We start from the raw sequence: 19682 nt of genomic DNA, 5'->3' as shown, positions 1-19682 counted from the left end.
CAGAGTCCACCAATGAGAATTGCAGCCTGGCCCCGCGGATATTCCGGAAAAGTGTCCTCGGGACTGGAGCAAATAGCGGCTATGGGTTGCAGCAATTCTCAATTTGGCTTTGGCCGGTACTCTCCAATGTCGACTTGGCATCCCATTGGTGCTCAGGTGCTTATCACCCAATCCCCCTTCACTTTTCCCCTTCTCCCCCGCGCGGGGGAGAAGGGGCCAGGGGATGAGAGGGGCAACCTGGTGGCAGACTCCAAAATGAGAATTGCTGTATGGGTTGGCTAAATCGAGGGTGCGGCAGGGCAGAACCGAAGGGTTTCGCCGGTGTGCCGCCGATGGGGAGCGGCGCGCCAGAAACCCTTCGGGTCTCGACGCACGGAGCAGTCGGCGTGGAGCGTGGCGCGCCCCTGCTGGTGCGCTGCCGTGTTTCGTGCACAAGCGACATGCAGGCGCTGGAACACACGACGACCGATTACCGTGCCGACCGTTGCGAATACAAGATCCGCCTGACGCGGCACTAGGCACAAGGCGGTGGTGCGCCAAAACATCTGGACGGGTATGCTGTTTTGCAGGAATGCCCGCAAACGTTCTAGAATTGATCCGAGGGAGTGAATGCATGGATGATCCGATGACAGTGACTGGCCGGCTATTCTTCACGCTCGGCCGCGAGGCGACGATTGAGGCTGCGACGTATAGACGCGTGCCGAGCGCGCGAATTGCGCCCGGCTTATGAACCCTGATACGCCGAACGCGTTCGTCGCCTACACGGTCATCATGTTGGCGCACGGCGATCGCTATCTGCTGCTGCACCGCTCGCCCGCTAAGAAGTTCATGCCGAACCTGTGGACCGGCCTCGGCGGGCTGGTCGAGGCCCACGAATACGACGACCTCAGTCGCTCCGCACTGCGCGAACTGCACGAGGAAGCCGGCGTCGAGGCGGCCGATATCACGCACTTCGCCCTGCGGCGCGTGCTCCTGCATGCGCGGCCGGGCGGGCCGCTGACGCTGCTGCTGTACTACACGGCCGGCTGGCCGTCGGAAAGCGCGCCGCCCTGCAGCGAGGGCACGCTGCACTGGGTGACGCGCGCGCAGTTCGATGCGCTCGACATCATCGACACGACGCGGCCGGTGCTGCCGCTGCTGGCCGACGACCTGCGCGACGACCCGCGCGGGCTGGCACCGGTCAAGCTCGGCATCGCCGTGCACCACGCCGGCGGTGCGGACGTGTTTTGGGGCGGGCGCTAGCGTGCCGTTCCTTTAGCTGTCGCGTGCGCGAACGATCTCGATTCGGTGCGCTGTTGCGCAGGTTTGCGTTATTCGCGGATAACCTATTTTGCAGCGAGGTTCAGCGCTGGTATAATTTCGCTCACAACTGAATATCGACCGCAGAGGTGTCCCGCTCCGCAAGGGCGGGCTCAAAAGGGGAAGTCCGGTAAATGCGCTCATGGGCGCACAGTCCGGCGCTGTCCCGCAACTGTGAACTAGCAACTAGCGACGAGCCGCTAGCAACTAGCAAGCCAGATCACCTGCCTCTGTATCCGACTTGCACCTTCGCGAGAAAGGGGGCGGGAACCGATCACGTATTTGTTGCCGTGTTTGGCCCCTCATCTTCTGAAGATGAGGGGCTTTTTGTTTACCACGCATGACCATGACTCTTTGGGTTTCTGAAAGGAGCCTATGAAACGCTACACCCTATTACTGCTTATCCTGCTGACTGTTCTGGCCGCCTGCGGCGCGCCGACCGCGACCGTCGCACCCACTGCCGCGCCAACAGCCGTCCCGCCGACGACCACAGCCGTGCCGGCACCCACCGCTGCACCAACTGTCGCGCCGACCGCCACGCCAGTGCCGCCCACGCCGACCCCCGCGCCGTTCCCGCTGACGATCACCGACGGCGCGGGCCGCAAGGTCACGATCGCCAAGGAGCCGAAGCGTATCGTCTCGCTCGCGCCGAGCACGACCGAGATCGCCTTCGCCATCGGGCAGGGCGCCAAAGTCGTCGGGGTGGACGACTTTTCGGACTACCCCGCCGAAGTCAAGAATCTGCCGAAGGTGGGCGGCTTCAAGCCGAACTTCGAGCAGATCGTCGCCAAAGAGCCCGACCTGGTGCTGGCCGCCGGCGGTATCCTTGCGCCCGACAGCCTGAAACAGCTCGAAGACCTGAAGCTGACGGTCGTCGAGATCGGCGCGGTCACGACGACAATGGACAGCATCATGGCGGACATCACGCTGGCGGGTCGCGTGACCGGCGCGCCGGACAAAGCGAAGACCCTCACCGACAGCATGCGCAAGCGGCTCGACGACCTGACCAATAAGGGGAAGACGCTGTCGGCCGTCAACAACCCGCTGGTCTACTGGGAACTGGACGCCACGGACCCGAACAAGCCGTTCACCGTCGGCCCCGGCAATTTCGTCAACGACATCATCGCGCTGTCGGGCGGCCGCAACGCGTTCGCCAAAGCAACGCTGCCGTTCGCGCAGATCAGCACGGAGCAAGTGGTAGCGGCCAATCCGAACATCATCATTCTGAGCGACGCCGCGTACGGCGTGACGGCTGAATCGGTGAAGGCGCGCAAAGGCTGGGCGGCGATCGATGCCGTCAAGAAGAACCGCGTCTTCCCGATCGACGATAACCTGGTCAGCCGCCCCGGCCCGCGCGTGCTCGACGGCCTCGAAGCAGCGATGAAGCTGATCCACGCCGGAGTCTACAAGTAGCGCCGGTCGGGACGTCGCCGGCCACGCCAAAATCAAAGCCCCCTCCGGACTTAAACCCGGAGGGGGTTTTGCACCGGGCGGTGTGTGATGGAGCCGCTACACCGAATCGCGCAGTGTCCCGTCGATGACCGTGACTGACTGGCCGCCGATTTCGACCGAGTGATCTGCCGGGTTGATGGCGACGGCCACCGCGCCGTCGCGTCCGACTTCGTTGCCCTGGTGGGCGATGTATGTGGCGCCCGTGACGCCCAGTTTGCCGAAGCGATCGAGAAACGCGCCGACGCTAACGTTGCCGCTGCCGCAGACCGGGTCTTCGGGCACGTTCACGATCGGCGCGAACGAGCGGGTGTAGACCGAATCCGGCTTGCGGCCGGTCAGCCCGAACGCCGTAATGCCGGTGATCTGGATGTCCCGGCTCAGTTGAGCCATGGCGGCCATATCCGGCGCGAGCGCATGCACCGCCGTTGCATCGCCCATCTCCGCGATCAGCCAGATCGGGCCGACGTCCACCAGCGTCGGGATCGACCCGGCGCACAACGGTGCGCCCAGCACCGCCTCGACGCGCGCGCGCAGCCGGTCGTCGCCGAGTCGCAGCGTGGCTTGCGGCGCTCTAACGAAGACCCGCCGTCCGTCCGGGTGCTGTTCGATTCGGATCGGGAGCAGCCCGGCGCCGCATTCCTGGATCATCTGTTGTTTGCTCGACGAAACGATGCCGCTTTCAAGCACGGCGTGCGCGCTGCCCACGCTCGGGTGGCCCGCGAATGGCAGTTCGGACGTCTGCGTAAAGATGCGCAGGCGGTAATCGGCGCCGGCCGCCGTCGGCGTCTGGACGAACGTCGTCTCCGACAGGTTCGTCCATGCGGCAATCGCCTGCATCTGCTCGGTGCTCAACCCGTCGCCATCGAGTATGACGGCGACCGGGTTGCCGGCAAACGGGCGTGCGGTAAACACATCGACTTGTTTAAAGCGTCTGAGGGGCATCTCAACCTCCTGCTGGCGGCGTGTTTGGAAGAGCTGGCCCCTTCTCCCCCGCGCGCGCGGGGGAGAAGGGGAAAAGCTAACGGGGATTGGCGCGGCGGCGCAGCCGCCGCGCCAATCCCCTTAGAATCTCGCCCCCTCCCAACGAAGTTGGGAGGGGGTCGGGGGGAGGGCAACGCCGCTTTCTTGTCGAGCGAGCTTGCGTGACAAGCACCAGGGGGGCCAGTTCATAGCAAGCCGGCATTGGAAAGTACCCGTCCAAAGCCAAAGTGAGAATTGCTGGACCAGAGTCGTCGGAGTTGACGCCAGCGCACGGCAGGCGTATTATCGTGGTCAGGAATCTCGCGCCGCGCCCAATTGCGAGAGGCAGCGACCTCTTGTGCGCGGACGAGGCACGCTGCGCGCATCTCCCCGGATCGCACATCCTGCCACGCGGGTGCGATCTGCAACAGACCTTCTGGAGCCGACGCATGGGCACACGAGCGCTGCGTATTGTGCTGATCGGTGGCCGTCCCGGCCTTGCGGATCGCATGCGAGACGTGCTGGCCTCCGATGGCTGCGAATTGATCGCTGCCGATGCGCCGGGCGACGCCGATGCCGTTCTGCTCGACCTGTCTTCCCACACCGATGATCGCCTCGCTGTGCTCGCCCGCCTGCAGGACGATGCGCCGCATGTACCCGCCATCGTGCTAGCTAATTCCGCTGACGAACCCTCCGCGCAGGCGGCCATCCAATTCGGGGCGCAGGATGTCTGGACGCCGGCCGTGCTTGGTTCCGGCTTGACGGAACACTTGCTGCGCACCGCGATCGCGCGCCACAGCCTGCGCGATGAATTGCGACGCCAGCGCCTGTTCTACGCGACCATCGTCCAGAGCATCGTCGAGGGCATACTGCTGGAGGACGCGTCGGGCCGCATCACCTTCGTCAACCCGGCGGCGGCCGGCATGCTCGGCTACTCGGAGGACGAGTTGATCGGCCAGCACTGGTCGCTGATCGTCGCGAGAGAGCAGGTGGCCGAGGTCTCCTCGGAGTTGAGCCGTCGCCCGCAGGGCGTCGCCGGCCGCTACGAAACCACCGTGTTGACCAAGGACGGGCGGCCGGTGCCGGTGATCGTCAGCGCGCGCCCGGTGCTCGCTGCCGGGCGTTACTCGGGCGTGATGTCGGTGTTTACCGACATCAGCGAGCGCAAGCGGATCGAGGAAGAACTGCGCACCCTGTCGCTCCACGACAGCCTGACCGGGCTGCTCAACCGGCGTGGGTTTATCATGCTGGCCGATCAGCACTTGCGCATGGCCCGGCGCGCGAAACGGGAGCTCTCGCTGCTCTTTGCCGATCTCGACGGGCTGAAGGCGATCAATGACTCGTTTGGCCATGCGCGCGGCGACTATGCGCTCATGGAGGCCGCCGAGGTGCTGCGCGAAGTCTTTCGCGAGTCCGATATCATCGCCCGCCTGGGCGGCGACGAGTTCGGGATCGTGCCGCTGGAGGCCACGGCGGCGGGCGTGATTAACCCGGTCCAGCGCTTGCGGGACCTGCTCGACGAGCGAAATGCGCACCCGACCCGTCCGTACCAGTTGTCGCTCAGCGTGGGCATCGCGGTCTTCAACCCGCATGAACCGTGCACGATCGATCAGTTGCTGGATAGGGCCGATGCAGCGATGTACCGGCACAAACGGATGGGGCGGCAGGGCGCCGCATAGCCGGCGCGGCGCGGCAATGCCGGGGGCGTGGCCTGTGTAGGCCATGCCCCCGTTTTTATCGCGATGCCCGGCGGTGCGTAGCCGTCCGTGAGCGCTGCTATTCCGGTTCCAGCCCCCAGCGCTCCGGTGAGCGCCACAAGCTCGACAGGATCAGTTCGCGCAGGAACATCAACTCCTTCGGCAGGCGGTCGTAGAGCCGCACGAACAGTTCCTCGTGCGAGAGCGTCTCCTGCTGCCACGCGCCGCGGTCGACGCGCATCAGCGCGTTGAACTGCTCGCGCGGGAAGCTCTCCAGGCCGCGCCAGTCGATGTCCTCGTAGCGCGGCATCCAGCCGATTGGACTTTCGATGCTGACGGCGCGCCCGCGCGCCCGCTCGACGATCCACTTCAGGATGCGCATGTTCTCGCCGAAGCCGGGCCACAGGTACCGCCCGTGCTCGTCGCGGCGGAACCAGTTGACGAAGAAGATGCGCGGCGGGTTCGGAATCTGCCGCCCGAAGTTGAACCAGTGGTTGAAGTAGTCCGCGAAGTGATAGCCGACGAACGGCAGCATTGCGAACGGGTCGCGGCGCACCTCGCCGAGTTTGCCAGCGGCTGCGGCCGTCATCTCGGAGCCCATCGTCGCCGCGCCGTAGACGCCGTATTTCCAGTTGAACGCCTGGTAGATCAGCGGCACAACGTCGCTGCGCCGCCCGCCGAAGATAAACGCGGAAATCGGTACGCCCTGCGGGTTGTCGTAGTCCTTGTCAACCACCGGGCACTGACTGATCGGCGCGGTGAAGCGCGCGTTGGGGTGCGCCGCCGGGCGGCCCGCGCCGGGCACCCAGACGCGGCCGGTCCAGTCGATCAGGTGGGCCGGCGGCTCCTTCGTCATGCCCTCCCACCAGACATCCCCATCGTCGGTCAGCGCCACGTTCGTGAAGATGGTGTTGGCGGCAATCGACGCCATCGCGTTCGGATTGGACTGCACCGAGGTGCCGGGCGCGACGCCGAAGAACCCCGCTTCCGGGTTGATGGCATGCAGCTTGCCGTCGGCGGCCGGCTTGATCCACGCGATATCGTCGCCGACGGTTGTTACCTTCCAGCCTTCGGCCTGGAAGACCGGCGGCGGGATAAGCATCGCGAAGTTGGTCTTGCCGCACGCGCTGGGGAAGGCGGCGGCGACGTACGTCTTTTGCCCGCTCGGGTCTTCGACGCCGAGGATCAGCATATGCTCCGCTAGCCAGCCCTCGTCGCGCGCCAGTACGGAGGCGATGCGCAGCGCGAAACACTTCTTGCCGAGCAGGGCGTTCCCGCCGTAGCCGCTGCCGTACGACCAGATCGAGCGCTCCTCCGGAAAGTGGACGATGTACTTCTGCGGGTTAGACGGCCACGGCACGTCGGCCTGGCCCGGCGCGAGCGGCATGCCGACCGAGTGCACGCACGGCACGAACTCGCCGCTGCCGAGCACGTCGAGCACCGCGCGGCCCATGCGCGTCATGATGCGCATGCTGACCGCGACGTACGGCGAATCGCTCAGCTCCACGCCGATGTGGGCGATCGGCGAGCCGAGCGGCCCCATGCTGAACGGGATGACATACATCGTGCGCCCGCGCATGCATCCGTCAAACAGCCGCAGCAGCGTCTCCTTCATCTCGCGCGGGCTGACCCAGTTGTTGGTCGGCCCGGCGTCGGCTTTGCTGTGGCTGCAGATGAAGGTGCGGTCCTCGACACGCGCCACATCCGACGGGTCGGAGCGCGCCAGGAAGCTGTTGGGGCGTATTGCGGGGTTCAGACGGATGAACGTGCCCGACTGGACCATCTGCTCGCAGAGGCCGTCATATTCGGCCTGCGACCCGTCGCACCAGTGGACGTTGTCCGGCCTGCACAGCGCGACCATCTCCTCAACCCACGCGCGGAGCGATTCGTTGATGATGGTTGACGGCACATTCATGGCAAGGCTCCTACTGCAAGGTTTGGGGCGTCGCGCCGCGACGCAGCGCGTGGTTATGGGGGTATTTTACTTCACGTGGCAGTCCGGCTTCAAGCGGTGCGCGACGAACCAGCCGTTCTCATTTTGGCTTTGGACGGGCACTCTCTAGTGCTGCTTGCTATGCGCTGGCCCTCAAGCGCTTGTCACACAAGCTGGCGCGACGAGAAAGTGGCGTTGCCCTCCCCGCTAACTTTTCCCCTGCTCCCCCGCGCGCGGGGGAGCAGGGGCCAGGGGATGAGGGGGTATATTGGCAGCCGACTCCAAAATGAGAATTGCTGCGACGAACGGGGCTGGAAGGCATGGTATGCGGGGACGTGCATAGGCGCGCGCAACGCGCCCTTACCAGACATGGGTCGGCTCGAGTTGTGATGTTGCATGCTCGCTCAACTCCGCGCGAAAGCTCCCTGAGTTTGTCGAAATGAGCGCGTCGAAGCCGCCGGCCGTACGCCTCGACGCGGACGAAGCGCGCGGACAAGCGATCCGCTGACTCTGATAGGCGTGTTGGCGAACCGCCAGCGCAAAATATCGACGGGCATCCCAGACGCGCAGACGCGCCGCCAATTTGCGCGTTCGCTCCCGCGCCGATAGAATCCAGTTCAGGAAACTACCTATGCCCTGGAACACCATCGGCCACGAGTGGGCGGTCGCCATGCTGGCCCGCGCGGCGCGCACCCGGCCGTCGCACGCCTATCTCATCACCGGCCCGGCGCAGATCGGCAAGTTGACGCTGGCGCAGGATTTCGCGCGCGCGTTAAACTGCACCGCGGGCGACGCGCCGGCGCTGTTCGGCGAACCCGCCGAGCCGCCGTGCGGCGTATGCCGCGCCTGCCAGGCGATCGCGGCCGGGCGTCACCCGGACGTGCACACAGTGAAGCGGCAGGCCGACAAGAGCGAAATACTGGTCGACCAGTTGCGCGATGTGCAGAATGAGCTGGCGCTGAAGCCGTACGAGGCGCGCTGGCGGGTGGCGATAGTCGAGCACATTGACGAGGCTAACGCCAGCGCCGCCAATGCATTTCTTAAGACGCTGGAGGAACCCGCACCGCAGGTGGTGATCGTGCTGACGGCGCAAAACCCGGAGTCGGTGCTGCCGACGATCCGCTCGCGCTGCCAGCAACTGCCGCTGCGGCCGCTGCCGATCGGGCGGGTCGAGGACGCACTCGTGGAGCGCTTCGGCGCGGCCCCGGCGCACGCGCGCATGCTGGCCCGCCTGAGCGGCGGGCGCATCGGCTGGGCGATCGAAGCGAGCCGGGACGAAGACTTGCTGGCGCAGCGACGCGCGCAACTGCAGGAATGGCTGGAGGCGCCGGGCCAGCCAACTGCGGCGCGCATCGAACTGGCCGGACGGCTGACCGCCAAGGACGCCGATGTGCGCGGCGCCCTGGAACTCTGGTTGTCCTGGTGGCGTGACCTGCTGCTCGTCAAGGGCGGTCATGCCGCCGCGATCGTCCATGCTGACTTCGCCGACCGCCTGCAGCACGACGCCGAGCGGCTCGACCTCCGCGCCATCGAGCGCTACCTGTCGTCAATCCAGGACGCGCGAACGCAGATCGAGCAAAACGTTAATACGCGCCTGGCCGTCGAGGTGATGCTACTCGCCATTCCGGCGAGCCGGTAGATATTTAGGCTGCGTGCGCCTCGGCATGCCCCTCGTCGGAGTCGGCGCGCGGCAGCGCCGTCACCGGCGGCAGCGGCAGGCCGGGCTTCTGCACGGTCAACTTCAGCGCCGTGCGCTCCTGTCCTTCAATATCCACTTCAACGAAATTCGGCACACATACGATATCTATGCCGTCGCGCACCAGGTAACCGCGCGCGATAGCGATCGCCTTGATCGCCTGATTGACCGCGCCGGCCCCAATGGCCTGCACCTCGGCTATCTGCCCTTCCCGGATTACGCCCGCGATAGCGCCCGCAACCGACGTCGAGCGCGAACGAGCCGTTACTTTGAAAACGTCCATGTCGTTGGCTCCTTCGATAGGCCCGCAGTGATTCCCCCTCCCGCTTGTAACTAAAATCGTAACCTACTTTGAAATTATCGTCAATCCCCCATTTTGGTGATTAACCACATCTGCGCGGATGGCGCGCAACAAGACCTCGCGGGTTTTGATAGCCCGCGCGGTCTGGTCGCTGTGGGTAATCACCAGCCCCAAGGATACGGAAGTACCACCGCTAATGAAAAAGGGCTCGCGCCTGACACGCGAGCCCTTGAACCAATTCAATTATTCTGAGCCGCCAGAACGGCGGCATTGCACTACCCGCCCGTCCCTGCTCTACATCACGGCCAAGCGGCGAGGAACACGATCAAGACGACGCGACGCTACTTCGCGAACTCCACCGCGCGTGTCTCGCGAATGACGGTGACACGGATCTGTCCCGGGAACTCGACGCCTTCCTCGATCTTGCGGGCGATCGACTTCGACAGCCGCTGCGCGGCGAGGTCGTCGATCGTCTCCGGCTTGACCATGATGCGGATCTCGCGGCCGGCCTGCACAGCGAACGCCTGCGCGACGCCGTCGAACGAGGTGGCGATCTCTTCGAGCGCTTTCAGGCGCTTGACGTAGACTTCGAGCGTCTCGCGCCGCGCGCCCGGCCGCGCGCCGGAGATGGCGTCGGCCGCCTCAACGAGCATCGCCTCGACGGTCAGCATCTCCTCCTCGCCGTGGTGCGCCGCGATGCAGTTGACGATCCTGGCCGGCACGCCGTAGCGGCGGGCCAGGTCGGCGCCGATCAGCGCGTGCGAGCCTTCCACCTCGTGTGTGACCGCCTTGCCGATGTCGTGTAGCAGCGCGCCGGCACGCGCCAGCGCCACGTCGGCGCCGAGTTCGTGCGCCAGCATCGCCGCGATGTTCGACGTTTCGATCGCGTGCGCGTGCTGGTTCTGCCCGTACGAGGTGCGGAACTTGAGCCGCCCCAGCAGCTTGATGATCTCCGGATGCAGGTTCGGCACGCTCGCCTCAAACGCCGCGCGCTCGCCCTCGGAGATGATCTGCTGATCCACTTCCTTTTGCGCCTGTTCGACCACCTTCTCGATGCGCGCCGGATGGATGCGGCCGTCGGCCACCAGCTTGCTGACCGCCAGGCGCGCCACTTCGCGCCGCACCGGATCGAAGCACGAGACGATGATCGCTTCCGGCGTATCGTCCACCACCAGGTCGGCGCCGGTCGCCAACTCGATCGAGCGGATGTTGCGGCCGGAACGGCCGATGATGCGCCCTTTCATTTCCTCGTTGGGGATCGGCACCATCGAGACGGTCTGCTCGGCCACCTGCTCCGAGGCGATGCGCTGCACCACCGTGGAGATGATCTCCCGCGCCTTGCGCTCACCCTCTTCGCGCGCGCGCGACTCGACCTCGCGCATCAGGCGGGCGGCGTCCTGCCGCGTTTCCTCCTCGACCGACTTCAGGAAGATGGCGCGCGCCTCTTCGCGCGACAGCGCCGCGACGCGCTCCAGTTCCCTGGCCTGCTTCGCCTTCAGATCATCGATCTCCTGGTGCTTGCGCTCAATCTCCTTTTCGCGGTTGTCCAGGTTGCGCGCCCGGCGCTCCAGCGTTTCGTTGCGGTTCTCCAGGCTCTCGCGGCGCTGCTGCAGCCGCCGCTCCTGCTCCTGCAACTCTGCGCGGCGCTTCTTCTGCTCGACCTCCTGCTGCTCCTTGATCCGGGAGACCTCGTCCTTGCCTTCGAGGATGATGTCTTTCGATTTACTTTGCGCTTCCAGAACGATGCGCGCCGCTTCTTCCTCCGCGATCTTTACTTTTTCGGCATAGCGTACTTGTTTGAACTGATAACCGACGGCAAAGCCGGCGGCGGCGAGAACTAATGCCGCTACGGCCAGCCCAAGAGCCAGTACTAAATCCATGGTTTCAGCCGCACCCCGCTTTCATCAGGATCCGCAATCGCCGGCGCAAGAGGCCCCGGTGGCGGCGGTACCACTCGGGCAACGTCATCGCCCGCTGTTAGTCGTTTACTGCTATTCGTCGTCGGCGGTTTCGCCGTGCTGCTCGCGCCACAGGCGCGTGACGATGCGCTTGACCACCGCGTAGCCAAACCCGCGCCGGGCCAGAAACCCGGACAGGCGGCGCTGAAACGTCTCGCGATCAAGCGCGCTCAGGCGCGCGGCGCGCTTGCGGGCCGCCTCGTATGCGCTGGCGTCTTCATCAAGCGCGCCAACCGCCGCGTCGACATCGCCAGAGGACAGCCCTTTCTGGCGCAGTTCCGAGCGCAGGGCATACTTGCTGCGCGGCGCGAACTGTTCGCGATTCTCGACCCAGTAACGCGCAAACTCGCCGTCGTCGACGAGTTGCAGCCCCGCCAACCGCTCCATAACCTGCGCGGCGGATTCGCCGTTCAGCTTCTTGCCCTTCAGGTATCGCTCGAGCTCGGCCTTGCTGCGCGGCCGGTAGGACAGGTACGAGATCGCCTTGTTGTACGCTTCTTCGACCTCGTCCAGCGACTGCAGGTGCGCGATCTGGTCGTCGGACAGCGACTGGCCCATCTTCAGCCGCGCGGCGACGATGGCCGCCAGACCGAACGCGAACTTGCCGTCCAGAAAGATGTTGACGCGTTCTTTGTTCCGCTGCTGGGGCGTCAGCGCCGTAACTTTGCGTGTCATGCGTCATTCCGCTCGCGCATAAACAAAAACGGGCCGTGACAACTGCGTCACTGCCCGCTGCATCCGCACGCGCACGCGACAGCCGGTTACGCCGGCGCCACGAGCCGCATCAGAGATCCGTTTTACGATTGTCGGTCTGCCGGCCTGCCGATTTCAGTGGCCGGTGGCGAGAGTTGTTCCGGTGTTGACCGGGCATGGCAACCGAGAGCGTTGCCATGCCGGTCGAGTCGTCAAGAAGCTGCGCATGGTGCGCCAATCTCGCGCGCCTGCGCCGGTCATCCGTTTAAGCCGTACGCTGATTGCCTGTCCGTACACACCGTAACCCCATAAGCCCATACAACGGTCCCACACTCTCGCTGACGGTATCAAATTGCCTGATCTCTGAATAGCGTGCTAAGAACTGCTGCAACAAGGCAGTGCTGCTATGAATCTGCGCCCGGCTTGGCCGCCAAACCGGCCTGGCCGCGCACCTGGTTTTCAATCTTCAGGCAGGTATCGGGGTGCTGGCGCAAAAATGCCTTTGCGCCCTCCCGGCCCTGGCCCAGCCGCGTATCATCGTAAGAATAGTAAGCGCCGCGTTTGTCCACAATGCCCAGGTTGGTCGCCACGTCGAGCACGTCGCCTTCCCGCGAAATCCCCTCGTTGAACATCATGTCAAACTCGGCGATGCGGAATGGCGGAGCGACCTTGTTCTTTTTGACGGAAACCTTAACCCGGCTTCCGATCTGGTCGTTGCCGTCTTTGATCGCGTCGGTCTTGCGGATGTCCATCCGCACCGAGGCGTAAAACTTCAGCGCATTGCCGCCGGTCGTCGTTTCCGGGTTGCCGTACATGACGCCGATCTTCATGCGCAACTGGTTGGTGAAGACAATGGCTGTATTAGATTTCTTGATCGCGCCGGTCAGCTTGCGCAGCGCCTGCGACATCAGCCGGGCCTGCAGGCCGACGTGCGTGTCGCCCATCTCGCCTTCGATTTCCGCGCGCGGCACCAGCGCGGCCACCGAGTCGATCACGATCACGTCGACGCCGCTGCTGCGCGTCAGCGCTTCCGCGATCTCCAACGCCTGCTCGCCGGTGTCGGGCTGCGAGATATACAGGTTGTCCACGTCGACGCCCACTTTGGCGGCATACGACGGGTCGAAGGCGTGCTCGGTGTCGATATAGGCGGCGACGCCGCCCAACCGCTGTGCCTCGGCGACGATATGCAGGCAGATCGTGGTCTTGCCGGACGATTCGGGGCCGTAGATCTCCGTGACGCGGCCGCGCGGGATGCCGCCGACGCCCAGCGCCAGATCGAGCGACATCGAGCCGGTCGAGATGACCTCAACCGGCTGGCGGCTTTCCGCGCCCAGTCGCATGATGGCGCCATCGCCAAAGCGTTTTCTGAGCGTTGCAATGGTGCTTTCGAGCGCCTTCTGTTTGCCGTCTTCTGCGGGCAACGAGCACCTCTCCTTCAATAATGCATCCGAGGCGAAATTAGTCCTCATCTTACCGCAATTGAATGTAAATTGCAAGAACCTGTCCAATTCATTCGCCGATTTTTGACAAAGGCCGCCATATGCGCTATGATGATTTCCGCATTGGGGGACGTAGCTCACTTGGGAGAGCGCTTCAATCGCACTGAAGAGGTAGAGGGTTCGAATCCCTTCGTCTCCACTTGCAGGACTTATACAAAGCTGTGAGCAGGAGTAGTAAGCCATCCCCACAGCGAGCCGGGAAAGCACGAGTGGAAGCCCGGCGCCGCGCCCCCGGGGAGCGCAAAGGCCGAACTCGCCTGTGAGCTGCAGAGATGATCGACGGACTCATCGTTCCGCCAGTAGTTTCTGCCGAGTTGCCCGCGTTAAGGGCCTAAGCGATAGGTGCGGGGACGTAGCTCACTTGGGAGAGCGCTTCAATGGCATTGAAGAGGTAGAGGGTTCGAATCCCTTCGTCTCCACTGCCGGGCGCGCAATCGGGCGCGCCGTTTCTATCAATCAGGGTGGTACCACGGAGAAACTCTTCGTCCCTAGCGGACGAAGAGTTTTTTGTTAAGCCGCCCGGGAGCCAAGCCATGCCAATCAAGCCGACCGAATGGATCTGGATGAGCGGGAAGTTCGTACGCTGGGACGACGCCAAAGTGCATTTCTGGACGCATGCGATGCACTACGGCTCCAGCATCTTCGAGGGCATCCGCGCCTACCCGACGGCGGGCGGCGGCGCGGCGATCTTCGCGCTGGACGCGCACATGGACCGCATGTGGAACTCGTGCAAGGTCTACCGCATGCCAATCCCGTTCGAGCGCGGCGTCGTCAAAGAGGCGGTGGTGCAGACCGTCATCAAGAACGAGCTGGAGTCGGCGTACATCCGGCCGCTGGTATATCGCGGCGTGGACGCGCTCGGCGTGGACGGGCGCTCCTGCCCCACCGAGGTGGCGATCAGCGCGGTGGCGTTGGGACGCTATCTCGGCACGGAGGCGCTGGCGGCCGGCATTGACGTCGGCGTCAGCTCGTGGCGGCGCATGGCGCAGGACACCTTTCCGGCGCAGGCCAAGATCGGCGGACAGTACATCAACTCGCAGTTCATCGTGATGGAAGCGGTGGATAACGGCTACGCCGAGGGCATCGCGCTCGACACCAACGGCTACGTCAGCGAAGGCAGCGGCGAGAATATCTTCATGGTCTACCAGGGCGAGGTGTGGACGCCGCCGATCAGCTCGTCGATCCTGCTGGGCGTCACGCGCCGCGCGGTCATCCGCATCGCGCAGGAGATGGGCTACACCGTGCGCGAAGCCAACATCCCGCGCGAGATGCTGTACATCGCCGACGAGCTGTTCTTCACCGGCACGGCCGCCGAGATTACACCAATCCGCTCGGTCGATCGCATCCAGATCGGCGCCGGGCGGCGCGGCCCGGTCACCGAGCGCCTGCAGACGTACTTCTTCGACCTGGTCGAGGGGCGCGCGCCGGACAAGTACGGCTGGCTGACGCCGGTCAAGTAATGGCCGGCGAACTGCCGTCGTACATCGCCTGGCTGCGCGAACGGGTCGGGCACGACAAGGTGATCCTGACTGGCGCGGCCGCGTGCATCCGCGACATGCAGGGACGGGTGCTCCTGCAGAAGCGCCGGGACAACCAGTTATGGGGCTTTCCGGGCGGCCTGCAGGAACTGGGCGAGACGATCGCGCAGACCGCCTGCCGCGAAACGCTGGAGGAAGTCGGGCTGGATGTCGAGGTCCGGCAGTTGATCGGCATCTACACGACGCCGGAGTTGGATAAGCGGTACGACAACGGCGACCAGACGCAGGTGTTCATCACGTTCTTTGAGTGCGCCGTGCGCGGCGGCGAGTTGCGCGCGCAGGAGAGCGAGGTGCTGGACATCGGCTGGTTCGCACTCGACGGCCTGCCGCCGATGCAGCCGTGCTGCGCGCTGAAGGCCGCCGACGCCCGGCGCTTCACCGGCGCGGCATTCTTCCAGTAACCGGGCAGAAAGGGCCGTTATGGACAGCGCACTGGCCGCCCTGCTGGCCGAACTGGAACGGTTCGGCAACGAGAACGACGAGCGAGCGACCGACCGCCGCGCGCGAATGCTCAATATCACGCCGGACACGGGCGAATTCCTGACCGTGCTGATTCGCGCAACGCACGCGCGGCGCGTCCTGGAAGTTGGTACGTCGAACGGCTACTCGACACTCTGGTTGGTGCACGCCGTTCGGCCGCTGCGCGGTCACATTACAACGCTGGAGATCGCGCTGCACAAAGCGGTGATGGCCGAGGCCAACTTCAAGCGCGCCGGCCTGCAAGACTGGATCACACAGCACGTGACCGACGCCCGCGCGTTCCTGAAGCAGCAGCCGGCCAATAGCTGGGATCTGATATTTCTGGACGCCGAGCGCGTGGATTACACCGGCTACTGGGCCGACCTGCAGCGGGTGCTGAAGCCGGGCTGCCTGCTCGTCGTCGACAACGCCGTGTCGCACCCGTATGAGGTCGCCGATTTCATGGCGATGGTGAAGCAGACGGTCGGCTACACGACGTCGCTCGTGCCCGTGGGCAAGGGCGAGTTCGTGGTATTCAAGGAGCCGTGATGCGGGGACAGGGATCGGGTGTCAGGTGTCAGGGGGCAGGGCGCAAGCTCGCAATTGGCTGGCGGCCGCGAAAACGTCATGCCAGCATGATTCTAGCTGGCATCCACAATTTCCGGGTTTGCGCTCACTGTCGGGTCGTGCCCCATCGTGGGTTCCGGCCAAAAGCATGCCGGAACGACGTGCTGTAGTGCGTGCGTTGTCCGGCTTTGAAACAGCCCTGATCCCAAGCCGATGATACCGATATTCGCGTCGATTCGCGTTATTCCCGGATAACTTATCGAGGGCCGTATGAATTCAATTACTTTCCGAGGTGATCAGCGGGTCCCGGTTCGCGCGGGACGCGCGGCGCTTGCGGTGCGAAGCTAACGCGTTTAGCGACGGACACCGTTTCGATATCTATGTTTGTGGAGGAAAACCATGGCAACCCCCAAAGCAACTAAGAAAGCGCCCGCGCGCAAGAGCGTCAAGAAGACTGCGGCCAGAAAGCCGGCCGTCCGCATCGCCAAGCCAGCGAAGAAAGCTGCGGCCAAGAAACCGGCCGCCCGCAAGCCTGTCCGCGCTGCCAAATCAGCCAAGAAATCCGCAGGCAAGAAACCGGTCCGCGCCGCCAGGCCCGCGAAGCAGACCGCGACCCGGAAGCCGGCCGTCCGCAAGGCCGCCGCGCCCACAGTCGCTCCGGCGCGCCCCCGCGATCTGAATCGCTACGATCCGGCCGCCATCGAAGCCAAGTGGCAGCAGCAGTGGGACCGCAGCGGTCTGTACCATACCGACCTGAACGACACGAGCAAGCCGAAATTCTACTTCCTGACGATGCTGCCGTATCCGTCGGGCGACCTGCACATCGGCCACTGGTACGCCATGTCGCCCAGCGATGCCGGCGCGCGCTACCGCCGCATGAAGGGCTACAACGTGCTGTTCCCGATGGGCTTCGACGCGTTCGGCTTGCCGGCCGAGAACGCGGCGATCAAGCGCGGCATCCACCCGTACAAGTGGACGCTGAAGAACATCGAGCGCATGCGCAAGCAACTGCGCACCATGGGCGCCATGTTCGACTGGTCGAAGGAGATCGTCGCCTGCATGCCGGAATATTACCGCTGGAACCAGTGGTTCTTCCTGCAGTTCTACAAGCGCGGGCTGGTCTATAAGAAAATGTCGCCCGTCGACTGGTGCCCGAAGGACCAGACGGTGCTGGCGCGCGAGCAGGTCTGGGGCGAGGACCGCCACTGCGAGCGCTGCGGCACGCCGGTCGTCAAGCGCGACCTGGAGCAGTGGTTCCTGCGCATCACCGACTACGCCGACGAACTGCTGGACTTCTCAAAGATCCAGTGGCCCGAGCGCGTGCAGGCGATGCAGACCAACTGGATCGGGCGCAGCGAGGGCGCGGAGATCATCTTCCGCACCGCCGCCGGCGACGAGATCGTCTGCTTCAGCACGCGGCCGGACACGCTGTACGGCGCGACGTTCATCGTGCTGGCGCCGGAGCACCCGCTGGTCGCCAAGTTGACGACCGACGAGCACCGCCCGGCCGTGGACGCGTATGTCACCGCCGCGCGCCGCATGGCCGACATCGACCGCGAGGCCGCCGACAAGGAGAAGACCGGCCAGTTCACCGGCGGCTATGCGATTCACCCGCTGACCGGCGAACGCGTGCCGGTCTACATCGCCGACTACGTGTTGATCACCTACGGCACCGGCGCGATCATGGGCGTGCCGGCGCACGACGGGCGCGACTGGGCGTTCGCCAGGAAGTACAACCTGCCGATCCCGGTCGTCATCGCGCCGCCGGATTGGAACGGCCAGCCGCTGGACGAAGCGTACTCCGGCGACGGGCGCATGGTCAACTCCGGGCCGTTCGACGGCACGCCGAGCGTGGATGGCAAACGGCTGGTGGCTGAGCGCCTGCAAGAGATCGGCGCGGGCAAGCCGGCCGTGACGTACCGCCTGCGCGACTGGCTGATCTCGCGCCAGCGCTACTGGGGCACGCCGATCCCGATCATCTACTGCCCTGATCATGGCATCGTGCCGGTGCCGGAGGAGGACCTGCCAGTCGTGCTGCCGGTTGACGCGTCAATCAAGTTCAACCCGCAGGGGCAGTCGCCGCTGCTGGGTCACAAGAAGTTCCTGAACACGACCTGCCCGCAGTGCGGCAAGCCGGCCCGGCGCGAGACCGACACGATGGACACGTTCGCCGACTCGTCGTGGTACCAGTACGCCTACCTGAGCCCGTACCACACCGGCACGCCGTTCGACCCGCAGATCGCCGGCCGCTGGCTGCCGGTGGATCAGTACACGGGCGGCATCGAGCACGCCACGATGCACCTGATGTACACGCGCTTCTTCACCAAGGCGATGCGCGACGCGACGGGCCTGATCGAGGACGACGAGCCGATGACGCGGCTGTTCAACCAGGGCATCATCCTGGGCGCGGACAGCGAGAAGATGTCCAAGTCGCGCGGCAACGTCGTCAATCCCGACGACCTGGTCGGCAGGTACGGCGCCGACACGGTGCGCGCGTTCCTGATGTTCATCGGCCCGTGGGACCAGGGCGGCCCCTGGAACCCGACCGGTATCGAGGGCGCGCGCAAGTGGGTTGCGCGCGTCTGGGCGCTGGTGACCGAGCCGGCGGCGAACGCCGTGGTGCTGCCGCCCGCGAGCGAGGAGCAGGTGCGCGCGCTGCGCCGGATCGTGCACCAGACGATCAAGCGCGTGACGGGTGACATGGACGCGTTCAAGTACAACACCGCTATCGCCGCGCAGATGGAGCTGGCCTCGGCGCTGCTGCGCGCCAAAGAGGGCGCGGCATACCCCGAGGCGGTCTGGGGCGAGGCTGTGAAGACCATGCTGCTGCTGATGGCGCCGATCACGCCGCATGTCGCGGAGGAGTTGTGGGCGAAGCTGGGTGGCGCATACAGCATCCACCAGCAGCCGTGGCCGGCCTACGACGCGCAGGCGGCCGCCGAGGACACCTTCACGCTGATCGTGCAGGTCAACGGCAAGGTGCGCGACCGCATCGACGCGCCGGTCGGCATCGGCGACGAGGACGCGAAGCAACTGGCGCTGGGCGCCGACGGCGCGCAGAAGTACATGGAAGGCAAAACGACGCGCCAGGTTATCTACGTCAAGCACAAGCTGGTCAACATCGTCGTCTAGCCTGCTCCACGCCAATGGAAGCCGCCCCTCACCGGTCCTCAGCAGCCGGTGAGGGGCGCGGCACGCAGGCGCTCGAATCCCCCGATGTGTGTGTCAACACCGCCGCTTGCCGATTGATGTTTACTGCTGTCTCGGGATAATCGCGTCCCACTACGTGCCATTCTGAGAACCCATGCCCGGCGGGCATGCGCCGTTGCACGACCTCCGCGTGGGGGATGGGCTTGCCCCGGTCCGTCACCGGGCACCCGCAACCCCTCAAAGGGGGCGAGCACGTCGGCGTCGCCCTTACGAACAATTCCGCGAACGTCATGGGCAGGGAGCGCTTGGCGAACATTGCTGGGATCGACCGGTGGACACAGCGGCCGCGAGCGGTGCCAGGAGTGGCTGCTGTCGCGGCTTTCGCGCGACGGCGTGCCGTGGATCGAGCACTGCTTCGCGGCGCACGCCGGCGAGTGGCAGCAGCCGTTTTTCGAGGTAGCGGCTAGTCGCTAGTTACTA

Annotated in this window: 15 protein-coding genes, 2 tRNA genes and 1 riboswitch; of the genes, 11 read left to right on the top strand and 6 right to left on the bottom strand. The window is 65.0% G+C overall.

Features of this window, described 5'->3' with window-relative positions; translation table 11 throughout:
* The first annotated feature begins 726 nt into the window (after positions 1 to 726).
* Complete coding sequence (locus HZB53_22405) at positions 727 to 1242, top strand: NUDIX domain-containing protein (protein ID MBI5880412.1); 516 nt, start codon at positions 727 to 729, stop codon at positions 1240 to 1242.
* A 127-nt stretch (positions 1243 to 1369) separates the two neighbouring features.
* Positions 1370 to 1546, top strand: a riboswitch (cobalamin riboswitch).
* A 128-nt stretch (positions 1547 to 1674) separates the two neighbouring features.
* A complete protein-coding gene (locus HZB53_22400) occupies positions 1675 to 2712 on the top strand; it encodes a cobalamin-binding protein (protein MBI5880411.1) in 1038 nt (345 codons plus the stop codon).
* Between the two features lie 96 nt (positions 2713 to 2808).
* Here the strand turns inward: HZB53_22400 and HZB53_22395 are convergent, their stop codons facing one another.
* The gene (locus tag HZB53_22395) at positions 2809 to 3693 is read right to left on the bottom strand and encodes a PhzF family phenazine biosynthesis protein (GenBank protein ID MBI5880410.1); all 885 of its coding nucleotides are present in this window, start codon (positions 3691 to 3693) and stop codon (positions 2809 to 2811) included.
* Positions 3694 to 4160: 467 nt separating this feature from the next.
* Here HZB53_22395 and HZB53_22390 point away from each other — a divergent pair, with 467 nt between their 5' ends.
* Positions 4161 to 5390: a diguanylate cyclase gene (locus HZB53_22390; GenBank protein ID MBI5880409.1), complete on the top strand. Its 1230-nt coding sequence runs from the start codon at positions 4161 to 4163 to the stop codon at positions 5388 to 5390.
* A gap of 97 nt (positions 5391 to 5487) precedes the next feature.
* Here HZB53_22390 and HZB53_22385 read toward each other — a convergent pair whose 3' ends face one another.
* A complete protein-coding gene (locus HZB53_22385; protein MBI5880408.1) occupies positions 5488 to 7323 on the bottom strand; it encodes a phosphoenolpyruvate carboxykinase (GTP) in 1836 nt (611 codons plus the stop codon).
* A 649-nt stretch (positions 7324 to 7972) separates the two neighbouring features.
* On the opposite strand from HZB53_22385, the gene holB reads away from it, so the two are divergent.
* Positions 7973 to 8980, top strand: coding sequence for a DNA polymerase III subunit delta' (holB, locus tag HZB53_22380; protein ID MBI5880407.1), 1008 nt, complete (start codon positions 7973 to 7975; stop codon positions 8978 to 8980).
* A 4-nt stretch (positions 8981 to 8984) separates the two neighbouring features.
* Here holB and HZB53_22375 read toward each other — a convergent pair whose 3' ends face one another.
* The 4 genes from HZB53_22375 to recA all read right to left on the bottom strand — a co-directional run bounded on the left by HZB53_22375 (position 8985) and on the right by recA (position 13458).
* Positions 8985 to 9320 (bottom strand): stage V sporulation protein S, encoded by a 336-nt coding sequence (locus HZB53_22375; protein MBI5880406.1) that lies wholly within the window; start codon positions 9318 to 9320, stop codon positions 8985 to 8987.
* A 359-nt stretch (positions 9321 to 9679) separates the two neighbouring features.
* Positions 9680 to 11218 carry a ribonuclease Y gene (gene rny, locus HZB53_22370; GenBank protein MBI5880405.1) on the bottom strand — a complete coding sequence of 513 codons (1539 nt, stop codon included), beginning with the start codon at positions 11216 to 11218 and terminating at the stop codon, positions 9680 to 9682.
* Positions 11219 to 11329: 111 nt separating this feature from the next.
* A complete protein-coding gene (locus tag HZB53_22365) occupies positions 11330 to 11971 on the bottom strand; it encodes a RecX family transcriptional regulator (GenBank protein ID MBI5880404.1) in 642 nt (213 codons plus the stop codon).
* A gap of 422 nt (positions 11972 to 12393) precedes the next feature.
* A complete protein-coding gene (recA, locus tag HZB53_22360) occupies positions 12394 to 13458 on the bottom strand; it encodes a recombinase RecA (protein ID MBI5880403.1) in 1065 nt (354 codons plus the stop codon).
* 96 nt (positions 13459 to 13554) lie between these two features.
* On the opposite strand from recA, the gene HZB53_22355 reads away from it, so the two are divergent.
* From HZB53_22355 to HZB53_22325, 7 genes are all read left to right on the top strand, one after another.
* Positions 13555 to 13627: transfer RNA gene (locus HZB53_22355), tRNA-Ala, on the top strand.
* A 207-nt stretch (positions 13628 to 13834) separates the two neighbouring features.
* Positions 13835 to 13907 (top strand) — tRNA-Ala (locus HZB53_22350).
* A 114-nt stretch (positions 13908 to 14021) separates the two neighbouring features.
* Positions 14022 to 14948 (top strand): branched-chain amino acid transaminase, encoded by a 927-nt coding sequence (locus HZB53_22345; protein ID MBI5880402.1) that lies wholly within the window; start codon positions 14022 to 14024, stop codon positions 14946 to 14948.
* Positions 14948 to 15427 carry an NUDIX domain-containing protein gene (locus HZB53_22340; GenBank protein ID MBI5880401.1) on the top strand — a complete coding sequence of 160 codons (480 nt, stop codon included), beginning with the start codon at positions 14948 to 14950 and terminating at the stop codon, positions 15425 to 15427. The genes HZB53_22345 and HZB53_22340 overlap by 1 nt, the downstream gene beginning before the upstream one ends.
* A gap of 19 nt (positions 15428 to 15446) precedes the next feature.
* Positions 15447 to 16034 carry an O-methyltransferase gene (locus HZB53_22335; GenBank protein ID MBI5880400.1) on the top strand — a complete coding sequence of 196 codons (588 nt, stop codon included), beginning with the start codon at positions 15447 to 15449 and terminating at the stop codon, positions 16032 to 16034.
* A gap of 693 nt (positions 16035 to 16727) precedes the next feature.
* Positions 16728 to 19184, top strand: coding sequence for a leucine--tRNA ligase (locus HZB53_22330; protein MBI5880399.1), 2457 nt, complete (start codon positions 16728 to 16730; stop codon positions 19182 to 19184).
* A 333-nt stretch (positions 19185 to 19517) separates the two neighbouring features.
* Complete coding sequence (locus HZB53_22325) at positions 19518 to 19676, top strand: hypothetical protein (protein ID MBI5880398.1); 159 nt, start codon at positions 19518 to 19520, stop codon at positions 19674 to 19676.
* Positions 19677 to 19682 lie beyond the last annotated feature (6 nt).

The organism is Chloroflexota bacterium (assembly GCA_016235055.1).
Classification (GTDB): domain Bacteria; phylum Chloroflexota; class Anaerolineae; order JACRMK01; family JACRMK01; genus JACRMK01.
This window is presented reverse-complemented; position numbering and strand designations above follow the sequence as displayed.